The organism is Paenibacillus xylaniclasticus, from assembly GCF_004001065.1.
GTDB lineage: Bacteria > Bacillota > Bacilli > Paenibacillales > Paenibacillaceae > Paenibacillus_T > Paenibacillus_T xylaniclasticus.
This window is the reverse complement of the sequence record NZ_BIML01000006.1, coordinates 53,293-78,358: the sequence shown is the minus strand read 5'-3', so window position 1 is coordinate 78,358 and position 25,066 is coordinate 53,293. Positions and strand designations below refer to the sequence as shown.

The 25,066-nt window shown below is 50.6% G+C and carries 25 protein-coding genes; 22 read left to right on the top strand and 3 right to left on the bottom strand.

The annotated features are described in order from the left end of the window. Nucleotides 1–2 precede the first annotated feature (2 nt). From PXY01_RS09535 to PXY01_RS09445, 19 genes are all read left to right on the top strand, one after another. Nucleotides 3–1,223: a glycosyltransferase gene (locus PXY01_RS09535; protein WP_164744361.1), complete on the top strand. Its 1,221-nt coding sequence runs from the start codon at nt 3–5 to the stop codon at nt 1,221–1,223. Between the two features lie 12 nt (nt 1,224–1,235). Next, complete coding sequence (locus PXY01_RS09530; RefSeq protein WP_164744360.1) at nt 1,236–2,732, top strand: lipopolysaccharide biosynthesis protein; 1,497 nt, start codon at nt 1,236–1,238, stop codon at nt 2,730–2,732. Between the two features lie 12 nt (nt 2,733–2,744). After that, complete coding sequence (locus PXY01_RS09525; RefSeq protein ID WP_127569617.1) at nt 2,745–4,121, top strand: sugar phosphate nucleotidyltransferase; 1,377 nt, start codon at nt 2,745–2,747, stop codon at nt 4,119–4,121. Next, nucleotides 4,121–5,218, top strand: a complete 1,098-nt coding sequence (locus PXY01_RS09520; RefSeq protein WP_127569616.1) for a glycosyltransferase — start codon at nt 4,121–4,123, stop codon at nt 5,216–5,218. Before PXY01_RS09525 ends, PXY01_RS09520 begins: the two co-directional genes overlap by 1 nt. After that, nucleotides 5,219–6,556: a UDP-glucose dehydrogenase family protein gene (locus PXY01_RS09515; RefSeq protein ID WP_127569615.1), complete on the top strand. Its 1,338-nt coding sequence runs from the start codon at nt 5,219–5,221 to the stop codon at nt 6,554–6,556. Between the two features lie 23 nt (nt 6,557–6,579). Continuing rightward, complete coding sequence (locus tag PXY01_RS09510; protein WP_127569614.1) at nt 6,580–7,764, top strand: nucleotidyltransferase domain-containing protein; 1,185 nt, start codon at nt 6,580–6,582, stop codon at nt 7,762–7,764. 187 nt (nt 7,765–7,951) lie between these two features. Further along, nucleotides 7,952–9,883, top strand: a complete 1,932-nt coding sequence (locus PXY01_RS09505) for an asparagine synthase-related protein (RefSeq protein WP_164744359.1) — start codon at nt 7,952–7,954, stop codon at nt 9,881–9,883. A gap of 37 nt (nt 9,884–9,920) precedes the next feature. Beyond that, nucleotides 9,921–10,073 (top strand): paeninodin family lasso peptide, encoded by a 153-nt coding sequence (locus tag PXY01_RS09500; protein WP_127569612.1) that lies wholly within the window; start codon nt 9,921–9,923, stop codon nt 10,071–10,073. Nucleotides 10,074–10,166: 93 nt separating this feature from the next. After that, nucleotides 10,167–11,114, top strand: coding sequence for a phosphoenolpyruvate carboxykinase (ATP) (locus tag PXY01_RS09495; RefSeq protein ID WP_127569611.1), 948 nt, complete (start codon nt 10,167–10,169; stop codon nt 11,112–11,114). Then, nucleotides 11,111–11,389 carry a lasso peptide biosynthesis PqqD family chaperone gene (locus tag PXY01_RS09490; protein WP_127569610.1) on the top strand — a complete coding sequence of 93 codons (279 nt, stop codon included), beginning with the start codon at nt 11,111–11,113 and terminating at the stop codon, nt 11,387–11,389. The genes PXY01_RS09495 and PXY01_RS09490 overlap by 4 nt, the downstream gene beginning before the upstream one ends. Before the next feature lie 90 nt (nt 11,390–11,479). Further along, nucleotides 11,480–11,920 carry a lasso peptide biosynthesis B2 protein gene (locus tag PXY01_RS09485; RefSeq protein WP_373864290.1) on the top strand — a complete coding sequence of 147 codons (441 nt, stop codon included), beginning with the start codon at nt 11,480–11,482 and terminating at the stop codon, nt 11,918–11,920. 4 nt (nt 11,921–11,924) lie between these two features. Further along, nucleotides 11,925–13,724: an ABC transporter ATP-binding protein gene (locus tag PXY01_RS09480; RefSeq protein ID WP_127569609.1), complete on the top strand. Its 1,800-nt coding sequence runs from the start codon at nt 11,925–11,927 to the stop codon at nt 13,722–13,724. Nucleotides 13,725–13,779: 55 nt separating this feature from the next. Continuing rightward, entirely contained in the window at nt 13,780–14,694 is a 915-nt protein-coding gene (locus PXY01_RS09475; protein ID WP_174721822.1) for an LCP family glycopolymer transferase, read from the top strand. A gap of 69 nt (nt 14,695–14,763) precedes the next feature. Then, the gene (locus tag PXY01_RS09470; protein ID WP_127569607.1) at nt 14,764–15,216 is read left to right on the top strand and encodes a PilZ domain-containing protein; all 453 of its coding nucleotides are present in this window, start codon (nt 14,764–14,766) and stop codon (nt 15,214–15,216) included. Then, nucleotides 15,213–15,638, top strand: coding sequence for a hypothetical protein (locus PXY01_RS09465; RefSeq protein ID WP_127569606.1), 426 nt, complete (start codon nt 15,213–15,215; stop codon nt 15,636–15,638). The genes PXY01_RS09470 and PXY01_RS09465 overlap by 4 nt, the downstream gene beginning before the upstream one ends. Before the next feature lie 103 nt (nt 15,639–15,741). Further along, nucleotides 15,742–16,224, top strand: coding sequence for a hypothetical protein (locus PXY01_RS09460; RefSeq protein WP_127569605.1), 483 nt, complete (start codon nt 15,742–15,744; stop codon nt 16,222–16,224). A 136-nt stretch (nt 16,225–16,360) separates the two neighbouring features. After that, nucleotides 16,361–16,678 carry a hypothetical protein gene (locus PXY01_RS09455; protein WP_127569604.1) on the top strand — a complete coding sequence of 106 codons (318 nt, stop codon included), beginning with the start codon at nt 16,361–16,363 and terminating at the stop codon, nt 16,676–16,678. A 123-nt stretch (nt 16,679–16,801) separates the two neighbouring features. Further along, nucleotides 16,802–17,716: an ABC transporter ATP-binding protein gene (locus tag PXY01_RS09450; RefSeq protein ID WP_127569603.1), complete on the top strand. Its 915-nt coding sequence runs from the start codon at nt 16,802–16,804 to the stop codon at nt 17,714–17,716. After that, nucleotides 17,709–18,497 (top strand): ABC transporter permease, encoded by a 789-nt coding sequence (locus PXY01_RS09445; RefSeq protein ID WP_127569602.1) that lies wholly within the window; start codon nt 17,709–17,711, stop codon nt 18,495–18,497. Before PXY01_RS09450 ends, PXY01_RS09445 begins: the two co-directional genes overlap by 8 nt. A 124-nt stretch (nt 18,498–18,621) precedes the next feature. Here PXY01_RS09445 and PXY01_RS09440 read toward each other — a convergent pair whose 3' ends face one another. The 3 genes from PXY01_RS09440 to ligD all read right to left on the bottom strand — a co-directional run bounded on the left by PXY01_RS09440 (nt 18,622) and on the right by ligD (nt 21,162). Next, on the bottom strand, nt 18,622–19,080 hold the full coding sequence (locus tag PXY01_RS09440; protein ID WP_127569601.1) for a bactofilin family protein: 459 nt from the start codon (nt 19,078–19,080) through the stop codon (nt 18,622–18,624). Between the two features lie 59 nt (nt 19,081–19,139). Beyond that, nucleotides 19,140–20,126 (bottom strand): M23 family metallopeptidase, encoded by a 987-nt coding sequence (locus PXY01_RS09435; RefSeq protein ID WP_127569600.1) that lies wholly within the window; start codon nt 20,124–20,126, stop codon nt 19,140–19,142. Between the two features lie 136 nt (nt 20,127–20,262). Further along, nucleotides 20,263–21,162 carry a non-homologous end-joining DNA ligase gene (gene ligD / locus PXY01_RS09430; protein WP_127569599.1) on the bottom strand — a complete coding sequence of 300 codons (900 nt, stop codon included), beginning with the start codon at nt 21,160–21,162 and terminating at the stop codon, nt 20,263–20,265. A gap of 218 nt (nt 21,163–21,380) precedes the next feature. Between ligD and PXY01_RS09425 the strand changes: the two genes are divergently transcribed. From PXY01_RS09425 to PXY01_RS09415, 3 genes are read left to right on the top strand one after another with little or no spacing between them, the layout of a single operon-like run. Continuing rightward, complete coding sequence (locus PXY01_RS09425; RefSeq protein ID WP_127569598.1) at nt 21,381–22,166, top strand: 2,3-dihydro-2,3-dihydroxybenzoate dehydrogenase; 786 nt, start codon at nt 21,381–21,383, stop codon at nt 22,164–22,166. A gap of 23 nt (nt 22,167–22,189) precedes the next feature. Continuing rightward, nucleotides 22,190–23,395: an isochorismate synthase DhbC gene (gene dhbC, locus PXY01_RS09420; RefSeq protein WP_127569597.1), complete on the top strand. Its 1,206-nt coding sequence runs from the start codon at nt 22,190–22,192 to the stop codon at nt 23,393–23,395. Nucleotides 23,396–23,422: 27 nt separating this feature from the next. After that, complete coding sequence (locus tag PXY01_RS09415) at nt 23,423–25,033, top strand: (2,3-dihydroxybenzoyl)adenylate synthase (RefSeq protein WP_127569596.1); 1,611 nt, start codon at nt 23,423–23,425, stop codon at nt 25,031–25,033. Nucleotides 25,034–25,066: the final 33 nt, after the last annotated feature.

Sequence of the window (25,066 nt, the reverse complement as noted above, 5' to 3'; positions counted from 1 at the left end):
ATATGAAAAAAAATATATATATCTGCTTTTTGAGAGAAGAGTCGGAGATCGTAGGCATACTGAATAAAGTAAGACAGCAGTGCCTGGCCATTCACAATCTTGGCGTTCAGTCGAGTCTTATTATTTCAAGAAACCATTGCGTCGTACAGTACGACGTCATCGATAACAAGCTGGTGGAGATCCGAACAGCGGCGTATACGAAGCTAGGCCAGTATAACGAGGATAACAGTAAATTCGCCAAAAAGGTGTCGAGCCTGCTTCGGTTAAAGCAGTTTTTCAAATTCGCTAAGCAAGTCATCGAGGAAAAGCAGCCGGATTCGATCTACATTCGCAATATTTCTCCGATTACGATGGATGTTGCGCGCTTTCTGAAGTACTGCTCCAGACAACGCCGCAAAGTCTATTGGGAGATTCCGACTTATTCCGAGATTCAGGATCGTATCCGCAATCTAAGGACGCTGTACTACAGAATTATGCACCATTATATTAGCAGATATCTTACGAACAATGTTGCGATTGCAGCTGAGGAAGGGCTAGAGAGGAAAGGTTTTATTTTTACGACGAACGGCGTTAATGCTAGAAGCATTAAGTTGAAAGAGCATAAGCAGCATCCCGGAATCAATCTTATATGCGTCGCAACGTTCGATTATTGGCATGGGTACGACCGTCTGCTTGAAGGGTTAAAAAATTATTACGCAGCCGATGCTCGGGACAGAAATCAACAGGTTCATATTCACATGGTAGGCAACGGGAATGTAAAGCCGTTGGAGGATTTGACTGCTCAATACGGATTAGGCTGTTATGTCACGTTCCATGGCGTACTGCTTGGCCAGGAGCTGGATCAATTATTTGATGAAATGGACATCGCGATTGGCAACCTTGGCTTTCATCGTAGAGGCGTATTCGCAGATACTTCTATTAAGATTAGAGAATACTGCGCTAGAGGCGTTCCCTTCGTTACGGCTTTGAACGACAGCGATTTTCCACAGCCATTTCAATTCCGTAAGAAGGTGCCTGCTGACGAGTCCGCGATCGATATTGGCAGCATCATTGAGTTTTACGAGCATATTACGAGCCGTCATCCTAACTTTTCTCAGGAAATGAGACGGTACGCCGAAAACCATTTAACATGGGAACAGAAGATGCGGTTTATTCGGGACGGTGCGGATCATCGTGTGGATTTCCCTTTGCAAGCGGGACGGAGGGCTGCGAATGAAGGATAGATGGGAGCTCATATGAAAGAGAATGCAGTAACGCTTAAGAAAGCGGCGATGATTAATGTTGCGGCGAGGTATACGAACATCGTTATCCAGATTGTCGCCAATGCGATTCTTGCCCGAATGCTCAGCGCGGATGACTACGGAATTATCGCGGTCATTCTAGTGTTTACGAGCTTTTTTGTGCTGCTGTCGGATATGGGACTCGGAGCAGGCATCGTTCAGAACAAAACGTTAACGGCTGATGACGACAACCATATTTTCTCGGTAACGGTATACGCAAGCTTCATATTAATGGCATTGTTTCTACTGCTAGCCTACCCTATCGCGTGGTTTTATAACAACGAAAAGCTCTTGCCGGTAAGCGCCTTGCTGTCTATCACGGTGCTGTTCTCGACGATGAACATTGTTCCGAACGCGTTATTGATGAAGAATAAACGGTTTAAATTAGTCGGCATTCGGACGATTACGGTAACGGGGATCAGCTATGTCGTAGCTATTATTCTCGCTGCTTATGGGTATAAATACTACGCCCTGGTCGTGCAGTCGATTGTCGTTGCAACCGCGACCTTTCTCTTAAACCTGTGGAGCACGAAATTAAAGCTTCATGCGAACTTTAAGTTTAACAGCATTATGAAAATATTTGGTTTCTCCGTTTACGATTTCGGCTTCAATATCATTAATTATTTTGCCAGAAATACAGATAGCCTCTTAACCGGTAAGTTTATGAGCAGCGCAGCTTTAGGCTTTTACAGCCGGGCGTACAATTTGATGCTGTATCCGGTAATGAATCTGACACATGTCATTACGCCGATTCTTCATCCGATCTTGTCGGACCATCAGGATAACAAGGAGTACATTTATGACAAATACATCAAGGTGTATAAGTGCTTATCGCTGATGGGCGTATTCGTGTCGGTATTCAGTTATTTCGCGGCTGAAGAATTAATCTACATCGTATATGGTCCCAAATGGGATGCCGTCGTTCCTTGTATGGCTGCGCTTGGCGTGTCGATTTGGTTCCAGATGACCGCTTCAAGCTGCGGCAGCATCTATAGAAGCATCGGCTTGACGAAGCTGATGTTCAAGAGCGTACTCGTATACGTGCCGGTTCAACTGGCGATGATCATCGCTGGAGTGCTGAGCAAGGATATCGTTACACTGTCTTGGTGCGTCGCAGTCAGCTTCATGCTGAAATATTTTATCGAATATTTTTTCCTGGTTGGAATCGGGTTCCAGAAGTCTGTTTTCAAGTTTTTGTATATTAACGTGCCCGAGCTCATTATTGCTGTCCTCATGGCAGCTGTTATGGTGCTAAGCAGCAATAATGATATTGACAATGGCTACTTGTCGCTGCTGTATAAGCTTGTCATTTGTGCCGTTGTGTACGCGGTTGGGCTTGCGGTGACGAAGCAGTACTCCTATTTCTTTATTTTGCTGCCGCATCGGCTTCGCAATAAACTGCCTGGCGTCCACATGAAGAAGAGTAGAGAATCTTCGCTAAATAATGGATGAGGAATGGTAACGATGAAACTAGTACTGTTATCTGGCGGTTCGGGCAAACGGCTGTGGCCTCTGTCGAACGATGCCCGTTCGAAGCAGTTTTTGAAGGTGCTCGAGAATGACGAGCAAGAGTTGATATCGATGGTTCAGCGAGTCTGGAAACAAATCGATCGATCGGGATTGGCGGGTTCAAGCTATATTGCGACAGGGAAGTCGCAAATCGAGATGGTGCACAATCAGATCGGCTCGTCCGTACCGCTTATTATCGAGCCTGAACGAAGGGATACGTTCCCGGCTATTGCGTTAACAGCCACCTATTTGTATTCCGTTGCCAATGTAGATTTAGATGAAGTGATAGCGATATTGCCAGTGGATCCTTATGTTGAGGACCACTTTTTTAATGTCGTGAAAAGGCTGGAGGACACCATCTGTACAACGGGAGCGGATCTGGCGCTGATCGGAGTGAAGCCGACCTATCCTTCTGCGAAGTACGGCTACATTATTCCGGCTGAAGGACCGTCGGACGAAGCAGGCGTGCTGAAAGTGAGCCATTTTCAAGAGAAGCCTTCCGAGGAGGCCGCCGCGCGGCTCATCGAGCAGCAGGCGTTATGGAATTGCGGCGTATTCTCTTTCAAACTGGGCTATCTCATTCATATTTTGAAGACGAAAGGTTATCCGGTGAAGTACGAGCAGCTTGTCGATCGTTACCACCGCCTGCCGAAAATCAGCTTCGATTACGAGGTCGTGGAGAAGACGAACAACATCATCGTCGTACCGTATGAAGGGTATTGGAAGGACCTTGGTACTTGGAACACCTTAACGGAAGAAATGAAGCAGAACCAGATCGGCCGGGGAACGATTAGTGAAGATTGCGATAACACGCACCTTGTCAACGAGCTTGAGATTCCGGTCACGATTCTTGGCGTATCTAACGTCGTTGTGGCGGCAAGTCCCGACGGAATTCTGGTTACCGATAAGAGCGCGAGTCCTCGGATTAAAGATTTTATTAATTATGATCAAGGCCCGATGTTCGAGGAGAAGGAATGGGGCTGGATTCGGATATTGGACGATGAGCGATATGAGGAAGGGCACTGCGTTATTACGAAGCGGGTTGCGATTAAAGCGGGACGCAATCTCAGCTATCTCATGCATATGTATCGGGAAGAGGTATGGACGATTGTGAAGGGCGAAGGAGAGTTCGTTCAGAACGGAATTTCTATGAGCGTCAAAGCAGGCAACGTACTGCACATCCCGATTAAAACCTTACACAGCTTACGGGCCAATACCGATATGGAGATGATTATCGTACAAAGCGGCTACTCAGAGGAAGACACGGTCATGGAGCTGTATACGACTTGGTCGGAAATGTCGGAGCATTGCCTTAACGTCTCGATGGGATAATGCACACGGTTGCTTATTATGTATCGGATTACGGATACGGCCATGCTGCCCGCAGCATAGCCGTTATTCGTGCTTGGCTTCAGAGTGCAGCGACTCCATATCGGATAGTCGTCTGCTCCTCTGAGCGAATATTAAGCTTCATGCGTTCGTCCTTGCAGGAGCATTCGGAGTCGGTCTGCTATCGCCGATGCGCTTCAGAGCTCGGTTACGTGCTGCATGCTGGATCTATTGAACCTGACTTCGCCGCCTTCCGGAAGAAATATAAGGCGTATGTTCAAGCACTGCCGATGGAAGTCCGCCGCGAGGCGGACTTTCTGCATAATAGCCAAGTCGAACTCGTCGTGTCGGATATTTCTCCTATCGCATTACTGGCTGCGCAGCAAGCCCAAATTCGATCTGCTGGTGTATCCAACTTCACTTGGTATACGGCGTATAGGTCGATGCTCGACCGTCTATCGCTTCAGCCGCTGAATGAAGCGTATGCCGCTATGGATTATTACATTCGATTGGCCGGCGCGAAGGAGCCAGACTGGGGCAGGCTCGGATCGATGGAGAGCGGATTCTACTGCCGGAAGCCGGATTGGAACGAAGTATCCGCGATCCGGGAGACGATTAATCCGGGCGGCAAGAAGATGCTTGTCTACTTTGCGATCGGTATGAGTATTGATGTTCACCAGCTAGGGCAGATGAAGCTGTGGGAGAATGAGGCGTATCACTTCATTGTTTCGAGCAACATGAAGGTCTCTCATAAGAACGTTACGGCGATTCCGGCTTCCTATACCGAATCACAGAACTATGTTGCTGCTTCGGAGCTTGTCATCACGAAGCCAGGATGGAGTACGGTCAGTGAAGCGGTCGTGCTGCACAAGCCGCTTGTGCTAGTTCAGCGCGGTGCGATGCGGGAGGATTCGAATACGATTCGGGCATTGCAGAACAATCATCCCTTTCATCTGATTGATTGGGAGCAATTAATGGACGGCAATATCATGAACGGAGCGCGAAGCAGCTGCGGTCTATCGACTTTTCGACGGGAAACCGGAGAGGGTGCGGGACAAATTGCTGCTTATTTGGATCAAATCGTAAGGAGTGGATCGTAAATGAGACTGGCGGTAATCGGTACAGGTTATGTAGGTCTAGTATCTGGCGTATGCTTTGCGGATCTGGGCAATGAAGTGGTATGTGTAGACAATGCCGTGTCGAAGATTGAATGCTTGAATAATGGAGAGGTTCCAATCTATGAGCCGGGCTTGAAGGAAATGATTGCTTCGAACGTAGAAGCCGGACGGCTTACGTTCACATCGGATTTGGCTGCCGCCGTAAGACGTTCGGAAATTATTATTATTGCCGTCGGCACCCCTTCGCTGCCGAGTGGAGAAGCGAACTTGTCCTTCATCGAACAGGCTGCGGAAGAGATTGGCAAGGAAATAAATGAATATAAAGTGATTGTTGTGAAGAGTACGGTTCCGGTCGGCACGAATGAGAAGGTGGCCGCTATTATTAAGCAATATGCAACGAGTTCATTCGATTTTGCTTCCGTACCGGAATTTCTAAGAGAAGGCACGGCGATTACGGATACGATGAACCCTGATCGTATTATTATCGGAACCGAGAGCGATAAAGCGGCGGCGATACTAACGGAGCTGCATCTTCCGCTGACAGACCGAATTACGGTAACCGATGTGCGCAGCGCGGAAATGATCAAGTATGCCTCCAACGCTTTCCTGGCTACCAAAATATCTTTCATCAATGAGATCGCCAACATATGCGAGAAGGTGGGAGCGGATGTTGAGGAGGTAGCCAAGGGGATGGGAATGGACCGGCGAATCGGTTCTTCCTTCCTGAAGGCTGGCATCGGCTATGGCGGGTCTTGCTTCCCTAAAGATACGCAGGCGCTTATCCAAATTGCGGGCAACGTAAATTACGATTTCAAGCTTCTGAAATCGGTCGTTGAAGTGAACCGTGACCAACGATTTAACGTCATTCGCAAGCTGGAGACCATACTTGGGGATCTCGAAGGTAAGTCGATCGCCGTATGGGGGCTGTCGTTCAAGCCGGAGACCGATGACGTCAGAGATGCGCCAGCGATTGAGGTTATCGCAGAGCTGCTGGACAAAGGAGCGAGCGTTCGGGCTTACGATCCGATTGCTTCGGATAACTTTCAAGCAGCCTTCGACCGGTCCGGCGTTGCTTACTGCGATTCGGCGAAGGAAGCGGCGCTTGGCGCTGATGCGCTGTGCCTGCTTACGGAATGGAACCAGTTCAAGCAAATTCCGATGCAGGACATTCGAAGCTGGCTTGGATCGCCGAATTTGATCGATGGACGCAACGTTTACAGCGAGGATCAGCTGGTCGGGACCGACTTCGTTTATTACTCGGTAGGCCGTCCAAGTCTGAACCAAGGCGTTCGGGAACAGATTCCACTCGTTTCTTTATAACTTTATGACGAGGAGTTAGCGTGATGGTCAACGGATCTTTGGACATGGTTCGACGATTGCCGCTTGAATTGCAGCTGCTGCTTACCATCATCCGAACAGACGACATAAGCAAAGCGCGTGAGGAAGCCCGGCAGCTCGGGCAGCTTCATATCGATTGGGATCGATTTGTTCATTTGGCGAAGCAGCATAGGCTCTATCCGGTCGCAGCCTCTAAGCTTGGACAGATCGACGTCATTCCGGAGCATGTTAAGCAGCAGCTCAATCAAATGTTTATTCAGAATACGTATCGGATGCTGCAATTAACAGCTGTGATGGAGAAGGTATGCAGCGAGCTGGCGGCTGTCCATATCGAAGCTTTAGTCTTGAAAGGTCCTGTAATCGCAGAGGCTTTATATGGCGACTTCTCCCTTCGAACCTCCAAGGATCTTGATATACTCGTTCCAGAGCAGCGAATCGAGCAGGCGGAAGCCATTTTGCTCCAGCTTGGATTTAAGCCCGATGAGCATACGCCGCGCATACTGAATTCGTTAAAGCGCAAGAAGCATCACCTTGGCTACACGCATCCACAGAACGGGGTGCAAGTGGAGCTGCATTGGAGAATGAGCTCGGGCACGTATAAGGAGCCTGCGTTCACGGAATTATGGAACCGGCGGCAGACGACGAAGAAGACGACGAAGCCAGTTTATTATTTAGGGCAGGAGGATCTATTTATATACCTCGTATCGCATGGTGCACGCCACGCTTGGTTCCGGCTGCGCTGGTTGAACGATATTGCTCGAATGATGCGGCTGAAGCTTCAATGGGATGTCGTGATGAAGCAGCTTAGACAGCTTGACCGAACGCATGTTGCAGGTCAAGCGCTGCTTCTGGCAGCTCAGCTGTATCAAGCTCCGTTGAACCCTGCGTGCAGCATTATTGCGCAGCGTGAGAGAGCCCGGTTGCTGGCAGACGAAGCAATTCCGATCATTGCAGAATACATTGACATTATGGATCAAATGTCGCCGGAGCAATACGTTGCTTACTTTAAGCGATATAATGGATTGCTCTTATCAACTCGGCAGCGGCTGAAACAAAGCATTCTGAAGCTTTATCCGACCGATCTGGACGCTGAAGTGCTGGCACTTCCTAGATGGCTGCATTTTATGTATTTTCCGCTGCGTCCGTTTCTATGGTACTGGCGCAAGAAGAAACAGCGAATAACAGTGTAGCTTCCGGTATCTGATAGCTAATCTGAAAGACCTCGACAATCCCCAAGAAGCATTCCACGAAGGTACTTTTCAATGAATCAGGATACAAAATGTAGGTTTAAAAAAATAATTGTTACATATTGTATCAAAATAAGCTATAATCAGATTAGGCACTATGGTAGGATGCAAAACTGAAATGGGGGACTATATGAGTGCCATTCTAGGTATTCATAAACATAGACAACGCCTCGTCTCTGAAGATGAGGCGCATATTCTTGCGAGCTCGCTTCGTGAGCATCGCATTGATTTCGTAGGGAGCTGGCGGCAGAAGTCGATCATGCTGCTGTGTGGTGAGCGTAGAATGTTCTCGGATCAGCCTGGGAAGCCGCTGCCTTACGCAGAAGAGGAAAGCGGAGTCGTCATTACAGCTGACGTCATTCTAGATAATCGGGAAGAGCTGTTCGAGCGGCTCGGCATTGCAGTGGACCGGCGGCGGTCGATTGGAGATGGTGAAATCATTGCCTGCGCGTATCGCAAATGGGGAATGGAATGTCCGCGGTACTTAATCGGGGATTTCGCCTTCGTCATCTGGGATCGGCGAGAGCAGCTGTTGTTCGGCGCACGAGACTTAATCGGTGCCCGAACACTGTACTTTCATCAGAATGAGGAGCATTTTGTTTTCTCGTCCACGATGAAGCCGCTCTTGTCAATGAAAGGCGTCACGACAGCGGCTCGTTCGTCCTGGCTGGCGGAATTTATGGCGATTCCGCTTGTACTAGACAGCGTCGATACGCGAGGCACTGTATATGCGGACATCGATCAGCTAGCGCCGTCGCATCGCTTCATCGTAAGGAACGGGAAGCTGACGATATCGCAATATGCGACGCTTGAGCCGGAGAAGAAGCTGAAGCTTCGCTCAGATTCCGAATATGAGGAAGCATTTCGCGATGTATTCGCTCAAGCCGTGAAGACGAGAATTCGGACGGATCAGCAGGTTGGTGCGACGCTGAGCGGCGGCTTGGATTCAGGCTCGGTCGTTAGTGTAGCTTCGCGGGAGCTGGCCAAGCTGAATAAGCCGCTGCATACGTTCAGTTATATTCCTCCCCGCGATTTCGTCGCTTGGACGAAATGGACGCGAGTGCCGGATGAGCGCCCTTTTATACGAGAGACCGTACGGAATGCAGGTAACATCTCGGACCATTATCTTGATTTGGAGGGGAAGAGCTCGCTGTCTGAGATGGATGAGTGGCTCCAAATTATGGAGATGCCTTACAAGTTCATCGAGAACTCTTTTTGGATCAAGGGGATTAAGGAATACGCCGCCAAGCAAGGAATATCTCTCATGCTCATGGGCTCGGGAGGTAATTACTCGATCTCTTGGGGAGACGCCATCGACTATTATGTTCATCTTCTGCGGCGGTTTCGATTGGTTCGACTTAATCAGGAGCTGAAGCAGTATGCAAGGAACGTAGGCGTCGGGCGGAAGAGGCTGTTGAAGCTAATCGGTCAGAGAGCAGCTCCGAAGTGGACTGCCTCCTCGTCATCCGGCTATGAAGAGGGGCTCCAATTTATCCATCCTGACTTTGCGAAGGCAACGAATGTGTACGAACGGCTAAAGCCCTATGAGGTTGGAGTTGGAGGCTTCTCGCTTACGATTCATAACGAGCGGGAGAAGTTCTACGACAATCTTGCGATTGTAAGTATGCAGGGAACCGTTGCGACCAAGCTGTCGCTTCGTTACGGCGTAACGGAGAGAGATCCGACGAACGATCCGCGGGTTGTCCGTTTCTGTTTGTCGCTGCCGTATGAGCAATTCGTTCAGAAAGGGATGGACCGTGCGCTTGTCCGCCGTTCTATGAATGGTCTGCTGCCGGATGCTGTGCGGCTCAATCAACGTACTCGCGGCATTCAAGGGACGGATTGGGTGCATCGTATGCTTCCGTCATGGGATGCGTTCATTACAGAGATGGATCAGCTATGCGCAAGCGAGCTTATGGCGCCGTACATCCATGTAGATCGAATACGAGCAGCGCTTGCGGAGGTTAGACACCGACCGTCAGCAGAGCTGGCCAGCGGCCCGACGATGCGAGCTCTTATGCGGTCGCTTGTTGTCTACCGGTTTCTAAAGCAGCTTGCATAGCTGGATATGGAATGTGAGCAGGAAAGGAGGTGAGACCATGAAAAAACAGTGGCAAGCTCCTGCATTAGAAATGCTGCAAGTTAAGATGACGATGGCGGGCTTCGGCGTGAAGGAGACGGATAGCGTCGTATTCGACAAAGACGGTAACGTCATTGACGCTGATTTGTATGATCCGCCAGCAGCATCCTAGTTTCATACTTTTATCGATGATACTTAACCGGCGGTCTAATGCAGTTCAGTATTCTCTGTATTAGACCCCTCCATTAAAGGGGTGCCTAAAGAGATGGCGAGTTCGGAAGATTCGTTCTACAGCGCCTTCGGCATGATCATTAAAAGTGAAATTTCATTCCCGGAGCTTTATACGCAAAGCCAATATGACGAAGAGCCTGATGTACAAGTTGTATGGGGCGATTTACAGTCGGAATGGCAGAGTCTGGGCGGCAAGAGGGGCTATTATGCTTATGTGGAGCACAACTATTTTATCCACGTTCCAGACGTAGCGATCTTTCGCGTGTCTAGGGACGGCATTATAACGGTATCGCCTGCTTCGAGCTGCAGCATGCGGAAGATCCGGCTGTTTGTGCTCGGAAGCTGTATGGGCGTACTGCTGCTGCACCGAAAATTGCTGCCGTTGCACGGAAGTGCAGTAGTCATTGGAGATAAAGCGTATGCTATTGTCGGCGAATCAGGTGCAGGCAAATCTACGCTTGCCGCTGCTTTGTTAAGCCATGGCTATAAGCTTTTAACGGATGATGTAATTGCAGTGAAGTTGGATCTGGATGAGAAAGCAGCGCTTCCGATTGTCATTCCTTCGTACCCGCAGCAGAAGCTTTGGGAAGAGAGCGTCTCCAGCCTGCAGATGGACCATAACGGTCTTGAGACGCTGTATGAGGAGAAGTCTAGGCCGAAGTATGCGGTGCCCGTTCATGATCGCTATATCAACGAAACCTTTCCGCTAGCGGGAATAATTGAGCTTGTGAAGTCGGATGCTGATCAACCGAGGCTGCAGCGGCTAGACGGTATGGAACCGCTTCCGGTACTGCTTCAACATACATACCGCAATTATCATATCCCGATGCTCGGATTGTACGAGTGGCATTTCAAGTGCACAACACGTTTATCCGAAACGTCCAATGTATATCGGCTGAGCCGGCCGACATCTGGATTCACGGTGAACGAATTAGTGTCGATGATTCTGAATGAAGTATCGGAAGGAGTATCTGCCCAATGAAAATTTCTGCGAATGAAACAGTCGTTCAAGCTGAAGGCAATCTGGCTAGCAGCATGAACGGCGAAACGGTCATGATGCGCATCGAATCCGGCAAATATTATAATCTTGGTGAAATTGGCGGCCGAATATGGAGCCTGATCGAGACGCCGAAGACGGTACGGTCGCTCGTTGAGGAGCTTACGCAAGAATACGAGGTAGAGGTATCGGAGTGCGAGGAGCAGGTGATATCCTTTCTGGAAAGCTTGGCGAAGGAACAGCTAATCGTCGTGGCATAAGCGCCTTTTCATTCTGTGAGAGCCAATTTTTACGAGGGAGGGAGGCATATCCCTTTGTGGAGCAAGCTGAAGGCTTTTGCTGCTTGGCCGATGGAGAGGAAAAGGCTGTATGCAGAAGCTTTTTTTTATTTGGGATGGGCGCGAATATTGAAGATGATTCCGTTCGCCCGCGTTGCGCCGCAGCTCGGTGAGCGTATGGTTGAAACACCTTATGAGCATCATGGCGCCGATGAGGCCATGATCCGCAGCATCTCGCAGGCTGTTCGAAGCATGAGCCGTTATACATGGTGGGAGAGCATGTGTCTGGTGCAGGCGATTGCAGCCCTGAAAATGCTGGAACGGCGCGGCGTTGCAAGCACACTTTATCTTGGAACGAGCCGGAGCCCATCCGGTGAGATGGTCGCGCATGCATGGCTGCGCAGCGGACCAATTTATTTGACAGGCTATGAGCAGATGAAGAATTTTACGGTCGTTGCTCTGTTCGGCAAGACTGTGAAATGGAAGCGGGATGAGGTTCAAGCGAGGGGGTGAGGGAGTGCAGGGGCTTATCTTTTATATGAAAAGGCTGCATTTTATATCGGGAAGCAAGCTGTATGTGAATATGATTGTCATGATGCTGATTAGTTCGATTGAAGGCTTCGCAATCTACCTGCTAGTGCCTTTGCTGGGTATAACGGGCTTAGTGCAGATAGGATCGCTGTCGATTCCGTTACTTGGTCATGTGACCGAGGCTGTTCAATCGATTCCGGAGCATTCCCGCCTCCTTGTTATGATCGCTGTCTATGTCGCACTCATTATGGCGCAATCGCTCGTACAGCGCAGCCAGACGATTCAAGGAAGCCGTATTCAGCAAGCTTTCATCCGTGCGATCCGGCTGGAGACGTACCGGAATTTGCTGCAGGCGAACTGGAGTCTGTATCTGCGAACGAGAAAATCGGATATCCATCACATTCTCAACTTTGAGCTTGTCAGAGTTATTTTAGGAACGAATCTTGTGTTGAAGCTGGCTTCAACGATTGTTTTTATGAGCATCCAAATTGGGTTCGCGTTATGGCTATCGTATAAGCTCACGATTTTTGTAACCGTTTGCGGCCTGCTGTTAGCCTTGTTCTCCCGCCGGTTTACGCGACGGGCGAAGCAGCTTGGCGAAGAGACGACCGATCTGAATAAGCATTACGTTGCAAGCATTACGGATCATTTCAATGGGATCAAAGAAGTGAAGACGAATATGCTGGAGGTCCATCATTATAGATGGTTTAAGGCGCTTTGCCGACAGCTGGAGTCGAACATGATCCGGTTCGTGAAGCTGCAGACGAATACCCAGCAATTTTATAAAATAACATCGGCGATATTAATAGGCTCGCTTATTTATTTCTCATTCGAAGTGCTGCATGTGCAAGGTGGGCAGCTTCTGCTGATCGTTGTTATATTCTCAAGGCTGTGGCCGAAGTTTCAGACGATTCAGAGCAGTTGGGAATCGCTTGCTTCGTCACTTCCGGCCTTCACCAGTTTGATGAAGCTGCATAAGGAATGTGCAGAGGCAAGGGAAATGAACCTGCTGACCATAAACAAAGGCTATAAGCCGATCGGTGCGCTTCATGGAATTGAGTGCCGCGGCTTGCATTACCGTTACCAAAGAAATCAAAGCGAATATGCGCTTCACAATATTAATGTGTTCATACCGGCTAGAGGGATGACGGCGATCGTCGGCAAGTCCGGCGCGGGAAAAAGCACGCTGATCGATTTGCTTATCGGACTTATCCAGCCGGAGAAAGGCGAGGTGCTGTTCGACGACATCCCGCTGTCCTCCCATAATTTGCTGACGATTCGGCGAATGTTCGGTTTCGTCTCGCAGGACCCATTCTTGTTCCATGCGAGCGTACGTGACAATTTGCTGTTAGTCGCTCCGGATGCTGCTGAGGAGCAGCTATGGGAAGCGTTAAGCTTCTCGGCGGCTGATGAGTTCGTCAGGAAGCTGCCGCAAGGGCTTGATACGATCATCGGCGACCGTGGAATCCGTCTGTCCGGCGGTGAACGTCAGCGTATCGTACTTGCCCGTGCGATCCTTCGCAAGCCTTCGATTCTCGTGCTGGACGAAGCGACGAGCGCGCTTGATCACGAGAACGAAGCGAAAATTCAAGCGGCGCTTGAACGGCTGAAGGGGACAATGACCGTAATCGTCATTGCCCATAGGCTGTCTACCATTCGCAATGCCGATCAAGTCATCGTGCTCGAGGAGGGTCGAGTGGTGCAGCAAGGGTCATATATGCAGCTGTCGATGGAGCTGAGGGGCTCCTTCAGCAAGCTGTTGGCTTATCAGCAAGGGGCTGTATAGTCGGAGGATATGAGGTGATGTCGCCATTGATCGTCGAATATGGATAAAGGTATGGATGGGGGTCGCTGCTTCAGCAGCGGCCTTTATTTTATATGCGGTGGGACATACAGCTTACTTATACTCTCAAATCAAGCATACAGCGAAAGTAATCTACGAGGAACCGAGCCGACCTGTCTATATTAGCCAAGATCCAGAGACGGCTAGAAAGACAGAGCTGCCGGCAGAGCTGAAGAGCGAAGCTCCGTTTACGGTGCTATTGCTTGGGGTCGATCAACGCATGAATGATGTTGGCCGTTCGGATACGATCGTAGTGATGTCCGTCAATCCGGCTAAGCAGTCGATTCTCATGTTCAGTATCCCGCGCGATACGAGGACCGAAATAATCGGGCATGGAACGACGGATAAAATAAACCATGCTTATGCTTTCGGCGGGATAGACATGTCGCTGCAGACCGTAGAGCATTTTCTTGACTATCCGATCGACTATTACGTAAAGGTGAATATGGAAAGCTTCGAGCGGCTTATTGATCTGATCGGCGGAGTAGAGGTGTACAATCCGTTCGCCTTCGAGAGTGCTGGTCATTCGTTTCCGAAGGGCTGGCTGAAGCTGGACGGTGAGGAGGCGCTCTTATACTCGCGAATGCGTTACGAGGACCCAAGAGGCGACCTTGGACGGAATACACGGCAGCGCGATATATTGCAATCGATTATGCGGCATTCCGTAAATCTTCAGAACATTACGAAGATAAATTCGATCCTAAGCGAAATCGGCGGCGGCGTGAAGACGAACGTATCGTTCGATGATATGAAGACGTTTATGAACAAATATCGGCAGCTCATTAACAGGTTGGATACGATCGAAGTGGCCGGAACCGGCAGAACGATCAACGGGATTTGGTATTACCTTGTTTCTACAGAAGAACAGCTGCGGATTCACGATTTAATGAAGAAGCATCAGGAAGTGAATTAGAGGGGTTTCTATGTTTATGATGATACATTTTGTATCAATAAATAAGGTGACAAAGGGTGAACAAGGGTCATGATCATCGGATCACGAAACCGTAATCACTATTTATACCCGCAGATGGGCCGGATGCGGGTCGTAATGTCAATTAATAGTGTTAGCGGGGTGGCTGTTCAATCCCGAAAAATTGATGTAATACCCGCTCATATTCATTCGTTCGGCATACAGTTTGTAACGAAGCTTGATCTTCCGGTGCATGGCCGGTATACGATCTGTCTAGAGCTGTCGAGCCGCCATTACCGCCGAGCAATGACGGCCGTTGTTGTCTGGAAGCGGGAGACAGAGGGAGGTTACTTGTACGGCTGCTCCTTCCGCAGAGGGGAGCGGCTGCACATGAGCATTCGACATTCATGGGAAGAGGAACGTATTCAATCACAAGCGGTGAGCCTCTATATGACGTATGATAGGAAGGGCATAGCTCGGAATGTGCAGCCCAATCACGGTCTCAGCTTGGATGTGACCGGATGAAACGGGATGCGAGCTCTACAAGTCCAGTATACAGCCGCGCAATCCGTATCCGGATATTATCCGGGATGGCTGCGCGGCTGTCTATCTATAGCGTGGATGGAAAAGTCGTTCAGTCGAAAGCAACGTCAGTACTCGTTACACATATGAGTCCCGACAGTATTGAGTTTATGTCCCATTTGAAGCTGCCGGTTGGGCCGAGAGTGCTGCTTCAGTTCGATCTCGAATTGCTCGATTGGCAATTTCGGCTCACCGGCCATACGGATTGGCAGCGGCGTGAAGATAATCTTTATAGGTATCGCTGCAGCTTGACCCCTGAGCCTTCCATTCGGAGAGCAATTGTCCAAGCGCTGTGCGATGTGCTGCAGCAGATGAATCCGGAAGGCACAAAGGTTCACTTTATATACCGAATGATGGTTCGATAACGGATCGGTTGTCATGGAGCGGGGGACTACCCTCATATACTGACTGGTAAGGGCATGTCTTGAGACATATGGGACGTGCGCTGTTCGGTTAGGAGGGATGACATTGGCATGGAGGACCAGGCGCAGGAGGCCGGTAATCAAGCTGCTGTTCGTGCTGGCATCAATTATTCTATGCTCGTGGCTGACCATCCAAGGATTGCGAGCTGCTTCTTCAGCCGGCCGGTCGGAAGTGGCCGAGAAGCTTGTCGATAAGTTTTACCGGCTGGAGCAGGCCGGCGATTACGGAAGCTCGTGGGAATTGTTTCATACCTCGATCAAGGAGAAGTATCCAAAGGACAAATATATTCAGAATCGGGCACATATATTGATGCAAGATCTGCATACCACCACATACGGGTATACGATCGGGAAGTCGAAGGAGGTAAGCGGCTTTCGTCTCAAGGAGGAAGATGCAGAATGGGATGACGTTTATTCCGTAGAAGTCAAGCAGAGCTTTAAGTCGCTGTACGGTCCAATCGAGCTGGTGCAAACCTGCTATGTGGTGAAGGAGAACGGAGAATGGTTGTTTCTGTGGAAGCTGGAATAACGACATGAATCGCGTCCTTCTATTGACATTCATCGATATTTGTCATAAATTAAACTTAAAGATACGTAATGTATCAACTTATTTAATTTTGATACATATAGTATACAGATCGGTAACAATAGGGAGATGAGTGACGGTGCAACATTTTGGTGACCGGTTTTATTGTGTGTCCTGCGGTCAATTAATGGAGATGAAGCATGCTGAATTATTGTTCCGCACGGGGTACTTCCGCGTGGTGCATCCTTTGGGCTGTTGTCTGGCCTGCGAACAGAAGCAGAGTCATGCGGACATGCTCCCGGATCATCGTCGTCTCCATTCCGGCCACAGTACACCGCATGCAGAGCTAATGAGCATGAATGGCAGTACGGCATGCGAAGCACCCGATCTGAGCGCAAGCTGGTATCGACCGGCTGAAGAGGAGCGTTCTCCAATTGTTCCTATAAAGTTTCATTAAAAGGTCCGCCGTCTACTCCCAAAAGGATGACGGCGGACCTTAAGTTTGTTTAAAGTAATCACTGAATCTTCCAATTTCGTGTATAATTAATAATTGAGAGTCTACATAGAAGGGGAAGATGCAATGAGTGCACCGATTGTTCAGTTGTCGAACGTTACGAAACAAATCGGCAAACGAACCATTATTGATCAATTATCACTCGACCTGCATGCTGGAGAAGTATGCGGCTTCCTGGGGCCTAACGGCTCCGGCAAAACAACGACCATTCGGATGATGGTTGGTCTGATGAAGCTGTCAGGTGGAGAAATTACGATTAAAGGCCACAGTATCCAGAAGGATTATGAGAAGGCAATTCGCCAAGTCGGCGCGATCGTCGAGAATCCCGAGATGTACAAATATATGTCGGGATATAAGAATCTAATTCACTTCGCCCGGATGGTGCCGGGCATTACACGCCAGCGGATTGACGAGGTAGTAAGGCTTGTCGGACTGGAAGCACGCATTCACGATAAGGTTAAGACGTACTCGCTCGGTATGCGTCAGCGTCTAGGTGTGGCGCAGGCGATTCTTCATAAGCCGGCGCTGCTTATTCTTGACGAACCGACCAACGGTCTCGATCCGGCAGGTATTCGCGAGCTGCGCGATTATTTGCGCAAGCTGGCGAAGGAAGAGGGCATTACGGTATTCGTATCCAGTCACTTGCTGAGCGAGATGGAGCTGATGTGCGACCGTGTTGCCATTATTCAGAACGGCAAGCTGATCGATGAAAGAGTCATTGTGCAAGAAGGTACGACAAGCAATGCAGCTGGCAAATACCGGTTCGATGTTGACCGTCCTGCTGATGCATTGGCGCTGCTGACGCAGCATTCGGCAGCTATTGTTCAAGATGGCATCGAGCTGGATACGGACCGTGAGACGGCGGCTTGGATTAACGCGCAGCTCGTCTCAGCTGGCATTAAAGTGTACGGCTTCCGCATACAGACGAAGTCTCTGGAAGAACAGTTCATCGAAGTAACAGGAGGTGAGACGATTGGGTAGCTTTATCGACTTGCTTCGCAATGAGAATATGAAGATTTACTCGCGTCCGCGCACGTGGATTATGATGGGCATTATGCTGGTGCTGATGCTGGCATCGGATATTATCGCGGTAAGCGTTGGTGGAAACCCCGACTCGATGTGGGAAGCTTTTTATATGCAGGCTATGTTAGGCTTCAGTATTGTCGTTATCTATGCTGTTATTATTGCGGCTGACAGTGTTGCCGGCGAGTTTTCCGCAGGCACCATCAAGCTGCTTATGATCCGCCCATGGTCGCGCTCCAAAATTTTATTGTCCAAATATATCGCTCTAATCGGCTTTGCGCTGTTTTTCTTTGTTGCCTTGTTCGTCTGGAACTACGTGCTTGACGGCATTTTCTTCGGCTTCAGCAGCGGTACGGTTAAAGAAATGATTGGAGAAGAGTCCACTAAGAGCATTTGGAATTATATGCTGTCTCTGTTCGGCCTCCAATTCGTTTCGACGGTGATGACGACCATTACGATCTCGTTCCTGCTCTCGACCGTATTCCGCAGCGGCGGCTTGGCGATTGGCTTATCGCTGCTCTTGATGTTTATGAGCGGCACACTGTACGGCGTGATGTCCATGGTAGATAAGCCTTGGGTCGATTACTTCTGGTTTATGAATGATGATTTGACGAAATATTTGCTGCCAGGCGAATATGATCATACGCTGGGCTTCTCGCTTGGCGTACTGGCTGTCTATTACGTGATCTTTATCGGAATTACTTGGACGGTATTCAGAAAGCGTGATATCGCGTCCTAACAATGGATGGGACGGTCTCACAAGAGTCTAGTCCGCTAAGCAAAGAAGTGACGGTATCGGGAGAGTGATCCCTTTACCGTCACTTCTTTATTGTTACGCTCATATCGCTGCAGGCAGGCTGCAGTTACCCGGCTTGGGCCTGCCGTTTATCCTTCTCTTTCGAATTCGAACTCGAATGCTGCTCCTTCGCCTGAGGCTGAGCCTCAGTGCCGATGAGCGGCTGGGAGCGTGACTGCTCCTGCGCGCGTTCCATCCGGCATGCGCCAGTAAAAAGGCCTCCGTCTTGCATGATGAACGACTGAGCGTTAATATTCCCGTGCAGCTGTCCGGTAGCCGTAATCGTTAAGCGTCCTTTCGTAACGACATCCCCATATACTTTGCCCGCTATCGTCACATCGCGTCCGCTAATGTTGGAACGGGCTACACCACACTCCCCGACAATGATATCTCCGACACATTCGATATCTCCCCGGTATTCTCCCTCAATACGAAGACCGGCCTCGCATACAATCTTCCCTTCGGCATGTGTCCCTTGACCGATCAGTGTATCGGTCATAGGAATCCGCTTCGAATCTTTGAACATAGCATCCTCCTTAAATCATTATAATAGCAGCAGCTTGAGTGCTGTCAGCGAGCAATTGATCAGTCGTCCAAATATCGCATCGGATTAATAGGCTCGTCGTGCTGCATAACTTGAAAATGGAGGTGGGCTCCAGTGCTTCGGCCGGTGCTGCCCATTAGTCCTATTTTCTCTCCACGCACCACTTTATCGCCTTTTTTGGCTTCAATGTGGGATAGATGCATGTACTTCGTCTTCAGCCCATTATGATGATTAATGACGATGTAATTCCCTTCACTGGCGTCTCGACCTGTTTCTTCGACCGTCCCATCGCCTGCGCTGAACACCGGGTCGCCGGTACTCCCACCGATGTCGATGCCAGCGTGGAAGGTCGATTTGTGCGTGAACGGATCGCTTCTGTATCCGAAGCCGGACGTCAGCTTGGCCGAACGCTTCGTCGGCCAGCCTGTCGGCAGTGCATCAAGAACGGCCTGCCGAGCCTTCGCCTGCTTGACCGATTGCTCCATCGCAGCTTCCATACTGTCAACGAGAATGCTGATTTTGCGAAAATCAAGGCCGGATTGCTTCGCCAATGCGATCATATATTGGGCCTCCGAGGTGGTAGGAGAGGACGCAAGCGACGCTGACGCTGCGCTCGCTTCCGAGCTGCCCGAGGATATACCGGATGCAGAGCTCCCCGTCAGCTTCCCATATTGCTCGATGAAGGTTTTCAGCTTGTTCTCCAGCTCACGCAAATCGTTGATCTTGCCCCGCATTTCTTCGGCTTGCCGATTGAGCCTTCTGATTTCTTCCTGCAGTGTCCCGATCGAGACATCCTTGTCGTTTACGGTATGAGTAAATGTGTTCGACTGCTGCGAAATCTCGTCTTGGAGGGAATCGATTTTGAAAGCTGATCGGATCTGAAGAGCCGCGATGCAGCCTGACAATGCCAGAGCAGCAGCCGCAGGGGCGGCGACGACAGATCGTTTCGATACTTTGAACTGTTTGACCGATTTGTCGGCGCCGCGCATCAGGACGAATGACCATTTCGGCTTGGGCGACCGTTTCACTAAGCTGTACTCCTTTCTGCCGGCGAATACGAATTCGAACGTTCTAATCCTATTTATTCAGTCTGTCTACAAATCATGTCTATAAAATAAGAACGAGAGCCGCATTAACCGTCAAGATCCCGCCTTGTGGCGGCCTTTAGGACCGGGAATTTTGGCTGACAAAATCGTAGATCGGCTTAAGCTGCTGACGCTGCGCCGACGCGAGCAGATCGCCCTTCTTTCGCAGCCGATCACTGATCGTGAGCAGATTAAAATCGGCGATTCTAGCTCCGTTTCTTACTTCATCCCAAGTAAGAGGGGTCGAGACGGAGGCGGCGGTGCGTGCGCGGGGCGTGTAGGGAGCTGCAATCGTTTTGCCCGGATAATGCTGCAAATAATCGACATAGATTCGATCATCCCGGTTCGCTTTTAGCCGCTCAATCGTAAATAGATCAGGATGCGTTTGCGACAAATAGCTGCCGACGAAAAGGCCCATCGTCCGCAGTTCGTCGAACGTCGTATCGCCAGTCGATGGGATAATAAGCTGGACGCCGGTAGCACCGGACGTTTTCGGTATCGATTCGACGCCGATGCTGCGAAGCAAATCGCCGACGATAACGGCTGCCTCCATAATACGAGGCTCATCCTCGAGTGATGGATCGAGGTCGATGACCCACTCTGTCGGGAATACGGGCTCGCCGATCCGGTCGAATGAAGCATGGAATTCCAGACAGGCTAAATTGCCGAGCCACAGCAGTGTCGGCAGCCGATCGAGCACGACATAACGAATGTCCGCTTGTATGGCGGTCTGAATGAAGGGAGGGATAGGCTCAGGACAATTTTTTTGATAGAACGATTGACCATGAATGCCGTCCGGCCAGCGTATCGTCGTCAAATAGCGTCCGGAACAATAAGGTATGAGATACGGAGACAGCTCAATTAGCTTCTCTAGATAGATTAGTTTCGTAATTCCAAGCTCCGGCCATAGAAGCTTGTCCGGATTCGTAATCGTGATCGACTCCCCGTCGACGACGATAGTTCCTTTCTTGCTGGCCATTCTGTCTTCATCACCCTTCTTCGATGCCCCTATTAATTACCGCATACCCTCAGCATTACCGCGTTTACAGCCCGAATATACCGTCTTCCCCGCTCATTGAGGTTATCGGAAACCCGTCAAAAGTACATGTTTCATCTGGAAATTGTACATGGTCAATACTGGAAGACTGCTCTATATTTGATGATGATAATCATTATCAATTGATTGGAGGTGAAGGCATGTCATATACCGGCATTGCAGGCAAGGTTGCAATTGTAACGGGAGCAGCGCAAGGCATAGGTGCTGAGGTTGCAAAAGTATTGGCTGAGCATGGCGCTATAATTGCCGCGGTCGATCAAGACGCCGAAGGCGTTCGGCGCATTACGGATGAATTGCAGAGCAAGGGTTATTCGGCTTATGCTTACCCGGCTAACGTGGCGGATGCGGCTGCAGTCGAACAGACGGTCGATGCTATCGGGCACCAAGCAGGTCCGATCGGGATAGCAGCCAACGTCGCAGGCGTGCTGAGAATGGGGGCGATCGAATCGCTGAGCGACGCCGATTGGCAGGCAGCCTTCGATGTCAATACGAATGGCGTCTTCTATGTCAGCCGGGCCGTCGCTAGACGGATGATTCCGCGTCAATCGGGTGCAATCGTAACGGTCGGCTCTAACGCTTCCGGCATCCCGCGAATGCGGATGGCTGCTTATGCCGCCTCTAAAGCTGCCTCCGCCATGTTCACCAAATGTTTGGGCTTAGAGCTCGCAGAGCATAACATCCGCTGCAATATAGTGTCGCCGGGATCGACGGATACAGCGATGCAAAGGCTGCTATGGCGTGACGGGGAAGGAGCGGATGGTGTCATTCACGGCTCGCTGCCCGATTATAGAGTCGGGATTCCGCTTCGCAAAATAGCTTCGCCTAGAGATATTGCCAATGCGGTCGCCTTCCTGGTCTCCGACCAGGCGGGACATATAACGATGCATAATTTGTGCGTCGATGGCGGCGCAGCCTTAGGCTTTTAATGATGAAGGAGGCATAAAAGCTAATGAACCATACAGCGATAGCAGCCAGAGCTGTTCAACTGCTGGAGGAATATCGTCCCGGCTCATCGTTTTTCTTGTCGACCCCTGAGCATACGATGCTGGCAGAAGGGGTTTTCGCTGAGCTTCCAGCAGTCGTAGGGGCGGACAGCATGAAGCAGCTGACCGACTCGGCTGCAGAATTGCTTTGCGAGGCTGTGCGATCCGGCCATCGTGCTCCGGTTCTATTAGGGGCAATTCCATTCGATTATACGAAGCCTGCCAAGCTTGTTATACCGAAGATGCTCAGACGCAGCGGTCCGTTGCAGCTGAGTGCGAAAGCCGAGGCACGAAATAGAGCGCAACTGACGTATCGGGTCGAACCATTTCCGTCACCGGAGACATACGCCCGCGGCGTGCAGTCTGCTATTGATCGATTGCGGTCAGGCGAGCTGTCCAAGGTTGTGCTTGCTCGTGCGCTTGATCTGACTGCGGATTCCGAAATTTGTGTGCGGGAGCTGCTTAATAGTCTGGCTAGTAGTAACTCGCACGGCTATACGTTTGCGGCCGATTTGCCGGTTGGGCATGGAAGCCGACCGTCGTCGGTCCAGCGGGTGCTGGCCGGGGCTAGTCCCGAGCTGCTCGTTCGCAAGAGCGGGTCGCAAGTAATCTCGAACCCGCTGGCTGGCTCCGCGCCCCGAAGCAAAGATCCGGTGGAGGATCGGCGTATCGGCGAGGCACTACTTGTCTCAGCCAAAGATTTGCATGAGCATGCCGTCGTCATTGAGGCGGTCGCGTCTGCACTTTCCCCATTTTGCAAGTCGATCGATGTGCCAGACCGTCCTTCGCTCATCCAAACGAACACGATGTGGCATCTGTCTACTGTCGTTCGGGGAGAGCTGTTGAATTCGGCTGTATCTTCTTTGGAGCTTGCCGCAGCGCTTCATCCGACACCAGCCGTATGCGGCACGCCGACGGAGCTTGCCCGCGATGCGATTGCACGAATCGAACCGTTTGATCGAGACTTTTATACCGGGCTGGTCGGATGGAATGATGCGGATGGCAACGGCGAATGGATTGTAACGATTCGATGTGCGGAAGTCTATGACCGCTCGCTTCGGCTATATGCCGGTGCAGGAGTTGTGGAGGCGTCTACGCCGGAGGCTGAGCTCGCCGAGACGTCGGCAAAGTTCCGGACGATGCTGCATGCGCTTGGATTACAGCAAGAATAAATGAACGAACACATGGAGGGATGATTTATGCTGAACCATTGCTCCGCCTGGCCCGATGAATTCGCAGAGCTTTATCGGCGGACAGGCTGCTGGGAAGAGATAACGTTCGGCGAAATGCTTCGGGACCGCGCTGCAAAATATGGCGATCGCATAGCCATTGTAGATGGCGAGCAGCGAATCACGTATAAGGAGCTGGATCAAAGGGCAGACCGTCTCGCTTACGGATTCAGCGCACTCGGTATTAAACCGCTGGACCGCGTAGTCGTCCAGCTGCCGAATATTGCGTCCTTCTTCGAGGTCATATTCGGCTTGTTCCGGCTTGGGGCTTTGCCTGTATTCGCGCTGCCGCTTCATCGCAGCAGCGAAATCCGCTATTTCTGTGAGTTCGCAGAGGCGGTCGCGTACATTATTCCAGATATGCTTGCGGGGTTTGATTATCGACAGCTTGCCAGTGAAGTGAAGGGGACGGCCCTATCCTTGCGGCACGTAATCGTTGCCGGCGAGCCGGGCTCGCATACAGCGTTAAGCTCGTTATGCGCTCAACCGGTTCAGTTGCCTAAGGTCCGGCCGGATGAAGTCGCGTTCATGCAGCTGTCCGGCGGGAGCACGGGACTGCCCAAGCTTATTCCGCGCACTCATAACGATTATATATACAGCTTAAGAAAGAGCGTTGAGGTATGCCGATTGGATAGCTCAAGCATCTATATGGCGGCGCTGCCGGTTGCCCATAACTTTCCGCTCAGCTCGCCTGGCGCTCTCGGCACTCTCTATGCGGGAGGCACCGTTGTCCTCGCGCCGACAGCGAGCCCCGATGACACTTTCCCGCTTATCGAGCGGGAGAAGGTGACGATTACGGCGCTAGTGCCTCCGCTTGCTATCGTGTGGATAGAAGCTGCGGGCACCCGGAAGGACGATCTGTCCAGCCTGCAGGTGCTGCAGGTCGGAGGAGCCAAGTTCAGCGCGGAAGCTGCAAGCCGGGTAAGGACGTCGCTCGGCTGCACGCTGCAGCAAGTATTCGGCATGGCCGAGGGGCTAGTCAATTATACTCGGCTGGACGACTCTGAAGAGACGATTATCCATACACAGGGTAAGCCAATGTCCGAATGGGATGAAATTAAGGTCGTTGACGATGACGATCAGGAGGTTCCTCTTGGCGAGACAGGTCATTTGCTAACACGGGGACCTTATACGATTCGCGGCTATTACAAGGCTGATGAGCATAATGCCAAAGCATTCACGTCAGATGGCTTCTATAGAACGGGCGACATCGTGAAGCTGACTGATTCCGGCTATTTGATCGTGGAGGGCCGCGCCAAAGATCAGATTAACCGCGGCGGCGACAAAGTGGCAGCCGAGGAAGTGGAGAATCATATTCTGGCGCATCCGGATGTGCAGGACGCAGCGGTTGTTGCGATGCCGGACGATTTTCTTGGCGAACGAGCCTGTGCGTTCATTATTGCCAGAGAGAATCGGCCAAGCGCGGCTGCAATTAAATCGTTTCTTCGCGGACGAGGATTGGCTGGTTATAAAATTCCCGACCGCATTGAAATTATCGATTCGTTCCCGACGACGAGCGTAGGCAAGGTGAACAAGAAGGCGCTGCGCGAGAGGGTTGCGGCTAGCAGAGCTCATCGTTAGCTGCCCGCTCCAGGGGAAAACATCATTTCATTT

Bases quoted from the DNA above. Each gene is read 5' to 3' on its own strand.
- PXY01_RS09535 (WP_164744361.1), top strand. From the start codon at position 3: ATGAAAAAAAATATATATATCTGCTTTTTGAGAGAAGAGTCGGAGATC.
- PXY01_RS09530 (WP_164744360.1), top strand. From the start codon at position 1,236: ATGAAAGAGAATGCAGTAACGCTTAAGAAAGCGGCGATGATTAATGTT.
- PXY01_RS09525 (WP_127569617.1), top strand. From the start codon at position 2,745: ATGAAACTAGTACTGTTATCTGGCGGTTCGGGCAAACGGCTGTGGCCT.
- PXY01_RS09520 (WP_127569616.1), top strand. From the start codon at position 4,121: ATGCACACGGTTGCTTATTATGTATCGGATTACGGATACGGCCATGCT.
- PXY01_RS09515 (WP_127569615.1), top strand. From the start codon at position 5,219: ATGAGACTGGCGGTAATCGGTACAGGTTATGTAGGTCTAGTATCTGGC.
- PXY01_RS09510 (WP_127569614.1), top strand. From the start codon at position 6,580: ATGGTCAACGGATCTTTGGACATGGTTCGACGATTGCCGCTTGAATTG.
- PXY01_RS09505 (WP_164744359.1), top strand. From the start codon at position 7,952: ATGAGTGCCATTCTAGGTATTCATAAACATAGACAACGCCTCGTCTCT.
- PXY01_RS09500 (WP_127569612.1), top strand. From the start codon at position 9,921: ATGAAAAAACAGTGGCAAGCTCCTGCATTAGAAATGCTGCAAGTTAAG.
- PXY01_RS09495 (WP_127569611.1), top strand. From the start codon at position 10,167: ATGGCGAGTTCGGAAGATTCGTTCTACAGCGCCTTCGGCATGATCATT.
- PXY01_RS09490 (WP_127569610.1), top strand. From the start codon at position 11,111: ATGAAAATTTCTGCGAATGAAACAGTCGTTCAAGCTGAAGGCAATCTG.
- PXY01_RS09485 (WP_373864290.1), top strand. From the start codon at position 11,480: ATGGAGAGGAAAAGGCTGTATGCAGAAGCTTTTTTTTATTTGGGATGG.
- PXY01_RS09475 (WP_174721822.1), top strand. From the start codon at position 13,780: ATGGGGGTCGCTGCTTCAGCAGCGGCCTTTATTTTATATGCGGTGGGA.
- PXY01_RS09470 (WP_127569607.1), top strand. From the start codon at position 14,764: ATGATCATCGGATCACGAAACCGTAATCACTATTTATACCCGCAGATG.
- PXY01_RS09465 (WP_127569606.1), top strand. From the start codon at position 15,213: ATGAAACGGGATGCGAGCTCTACAAGTCCAGTATACAGCCGCGCAATC.
- PXY01_RS09450 (WP_127569603.1), top strand. From the start codon at position 16,802: ATGAGTGCACCGATTGTTCAGTTGTCGAACGTTACGAAACAAATCGGC.
- PXY01_RS09440 (WP_127569601.1), bottom strand. From the start codon at position 19,080: ATGTTCAAAGATTCGAAGCGGATTCCTATGACCGATACACTGATCGGT.
- ligD (WP_127569599.1), bottom strand. From the start codon at position 21,162: ATGGCCAGCAAGAAAGGAACTATCGTCGTCGACGGGGAGTCGATCACG.
- PXY01_RS09425 (WP_127569598.1), top strand. From the start codon at position 21,381: ATGTCATATACCGGCATTGCAGGCAAGGTTGCAATTGTAACGGGAGCA.
- dhbC (WP_127569597.1), top strand. From the start codon at position 22,190: ATGAACCATACAGCGATAGCAGCCAGAGCTGTTCAACTGCTGGAGGAA.
- PXY01_RS09415 (WP_127569596.1), top strand. From the start codon at position 23,423: ATGCTGAACCATTGCTCCGCCTGGCCCGATGAATTCGCAGAGCTTTAT.